The following is a 3,228-nucleotide window of genomic DNA, read 5'->3' on the forward strand; positions in this document are numbered from 1 at the left end:
CAGGAAAGCCACGTTCCTGACGTTCAACGACAGGAACGTGGCTTTCCTGCCACTTCTCGGGGCCTCCTGGCGGCGCGCCCGCTCGCTCAGGCTGCGAAGGAGAAGGAGACCTCGCCGAGCTCGCCGAAGTCGGCGCGCACCTCGTCGCCGGGGCCGATCGGCACGGGCGTGGTCGTGGTGCCGGTGGTGATCACCTCGCCGGCGCGCAGCGTCCTGCCGTACGCCGGCAGCTCGGCGGCGAGCCGCAGAAGCGCGGCGTAGGGGTCGCCGAGCACGTTCCCGCCGCTGCCGCGAGCCGCCTCGGCCCCGTTGATCCACAGGGCCGTCCCCCATGTGGACAGGTCCAGCCCGCGCCAGTCCGGAACCGCCGGGCCGAGGACGAACCGGCTCGCGCAGGCGCAGTCGGCGGCCAGCTGGGCCGCGCCGACCGTCTCGAACCGGGTGAACCGCGAGTCCGGGACCTCGACGGCCAGGTGCAGCCCGCCGACCGCGGCCAGGACGTCGGCGGCCGGCGCGCCGGCCGGGACGTCGGCTGCCATCCGGAACGCGAACTCGGCCTCGGCCACGCGCATGTGCAGGTCGGCCGAGGGAAGTCGGTCGCCGGGCTGGTGCCGGAAGCGGTCGAACAGCAGGCCGGGCAGCGGGCCGTCGACGCCGATGTGCGCCTGGCCCGCCGCCGACGTCGCCGCCAGCTTCCAGCCGTAGCTCGCGCCCGCGTGCTCGGCCAGGCGCAACTGGGCCGCCATGCCCTCGGCGAGGTCGCGGGGCCGCGCGTGCTCCGGAAGCGTCTCCATGCGGTCGCCGCTGGTCCAGGCCTTCCAGACGAGATCGGCGGCGGCGTCGATGTCGGTCATGCCCTCATCCTGCCGAACCCCGCCGCAGCCGCAGCTGGTCGACGACGACGCGCACGCGCGGGTCGTCGCGCAGCTCCTCCAGCGAGACCGGCAGCGGCAGCCGCCAGTTCGGGTACTCGTCGACCGTCCCGGGCAGGTTCGGCTGGCGGACCTCGCCGACGATGTCGTACGGCGACACCAGCACGAGGCGGGACCGGCTCCGGGCGAGCAGCGCGTGCAGGGCGACGATGAGCTGGTCCTCGCCGGGGTGCTCGCCGGCGACCAGCCCTTCCGCGCGCAGCAGCTCCACCAGCTCCAACCGGTCGATCTCCGCCTTGGACTCCTCGGCGGCCACGTCGTCGAGCAGCCCGAGCTCGGCGCGGGCCCGCACGTGCTCGCCGCGCAGGAACCCCGCCGCCGTCGGGAGGTCGTGGGTGGAGATCGTGGCCACCGAATCCTCGGGCCAGCTGTCCGGCGGCAGCAGCGGCTCACCGGGCGCGTCCTCGTCGCGGGTGAACCACAGCACCGACGAGCCGAGCATGCGCCGCTCGGCGAGCGCCTCGGTCACCTCCGGCTCGACCGTCCCGAGGTCCTCGCCGATCACCAGCGCGCCCGCGCGGTGCGCCTCCAGCGTGAGGACGGCGAGCATGACCTCCGCGTCGTAGTGCACGTACGTGCCGCGGTCCGCGGACTCGCCCGGCGGCACCCACCACAGCCGCCAGAGCCCCGCGACGTGGTCGATGCGCAGCCCGTCGGCCTGCCGGAGCAGGGCGCGCAGCAGGTCCCGGTAGGCGGCGTACCCGGTGGCGGCCAACCGGTCCGGGCGCCACGGCGGCAGCCCCCAGTCCTGGCCCTGCTGGCTGAACGCGTCCGGGGGCGCGCCCACCCGCACGCCGAGGGCCAGCACATCCTGCAGCGCCCAGCCGTCCGCACCCTCCGGGTCACAGCCGACCGCGAGGTCGTGCACCACGCGCACGCCCGCGGCGCGGGCCGTCTCGCGGACGCCGGCGAGCTGCTGCTGCACCTGCTGCTGCACCCACGCGTGGAACGCCACCCGCGGCGCGAGCTCTTTCCGGGCCGCGGCGACGCCGGGCGCGCCGGGGTGCCACAGGTCCTCCGGCCAGCGGCTCCAGCGGCCGCCGTGGCGCTCGGCCAGCGCGCAGAACGTGGCGAACTCCCACAGGTCGTCGTCGGCGTCCCGCGGCTCCGGGCGGCCCTCGGCGCGCCACAGCAGCTCCAGCGCGGCACGCTTCGCCGCCCAGACCCGGTCGTGCTCGATCCGCCCGCCCGCCGTCTCCGGGCGCAGCGCGTCGACCTCGGCCCGGGTGGGCCCGTCGGCGCGCGCGTACGCCTCGAGGTCGGTGATCCGCAGCGCAAGCGGGGTGCCGAAGCGCCTGCTCGACGGCGTGTACGGAGACGGCTGGACGGGCGGCACCGGCGTGATCGCGTGCAGCGGGTTCAGCAGCACCGCGTCCGCGCCGTGCTCGGCGCCCGTCCACTCCGTGAAGCCGCGCAGGTCGCCCAGGTCGCCGATGCCCCACGAGCCCGCCGAGTGCAGCGCGTAGAGCTGCAGCATCCAGCCCCACGACCGCGGCGTCTCGGCCAGCGCGGGCGGCGCGACGACGACCGTGACCTCCTGCGCGTCCGTCTCCAGCCGGTACCAGCCCGGTTCCAGGCCCGCCGGGATCTCGGCGACGTCCCGGCGGGTCCCCCGGTCGTCCACCAGCACGCCCGGCACGGGCAGCGGACGGGTCCGGTCGGTCCGCGCCGCGATCGTGCCGGGCAGCCGGCCCGCTGCCGCCTCCGCGCGCGCCGCCGCCAGGGCGGCGTGCCGGGACTCGGTCGTGGTGGCGTCCACCTCGAGCAGGCCGAGCACCCGGACCACCACGTCCGGGTCCACCTCCACCCGCCTCCGCTGCCCGTCGCGGTACTCCGTCGCCACGCCGTGCGCCGCTGCCAGCTCGCTCAGCTCCGTGTCCACACCGCTCCGTTCCCCCGGTCGAGCCCCGTCTACTCCCCGCACAGCTTCCCGCTGCACCGCGGCGGATGGTGACCAGGGGTAACACGCTCGCTACCGCTACCCGATCCGGCGACGACGAGGTGCTAGGTTCCTGCCCGGTACTCCCGCAGCGCAGGTGAGTTCACGCCGACTCCGGCAGCCTGATCGTCACGCCGCGGGATGCGTACGTGGCGGTGACGGAGCGGAGAGTGCCGATATGAGCACGCTGGGTCTGGTCGGGCTGGTTCTCGTCGTGCTCGCCGCCGTCGTGCTCGTCGCCATCGCCGCGCGCAGTCGCAGGAGGCCCGCCGTGGTGGAAGGGCCGAGGACCGTCGCCGACCTCGTCCGGCTCCGCGCCGAGGCCGCGGCGGGCGCCGTCGGCGCCGCGCCGCCCGC

2 protein-coding genes are annotated in these 3,228 nt (G+C 75.9%); both read right to left on the bottom strand.

From position 1 onward, the window contains the following. Window positions 1–86 precede the first annotated feature (86 nt). The gene (locus KME75_RS40640) at window positions 87–854 is read right to left on the bottom strand and encodes a 2-keto-4-pentenoate hydratase (RefSeq protein WP_219420321.1); all 768 of its coding nucleotides are present in this window, start codon (window positions 852–854) and stop codon (window positions 87–89) included. A 4-nt stretch (window positions 855–858) separates the two neighbouring features. Beyond that, window positions 859–2,814, bottom strand: a complete 1,956-nt coding sequence (gene malQ, locus KME75_RS40645; protein WP_219420322.1) for a 4-alpha-glucanotransferase — start codon at window positions 2,812–2,814, stop codon at window positions 859–861. Window positions 2,815–3,228: the final 414 nt, after the last annotated feature.

Origin of the sequence: Pseudonocardia nigra, from assembly GCF_019396355.1 — a bacterium.
GTDB lineage: Bacteria > Actinomycetota > Actinomycetes > Mycobacteriales > Pseudonocardiaceae > Pseudonocardia > Pseudonocardia nigra.

Excerpts from the sequence above, each read along its gene's own strand:
- KME75_RS40640 (WP_219420321.1), bottom strand. The coding sequence starts at position 854 with ATGACCGACATCGACGCCGCCGCCGATCTCGTCTGGAAGGCCTGGACC.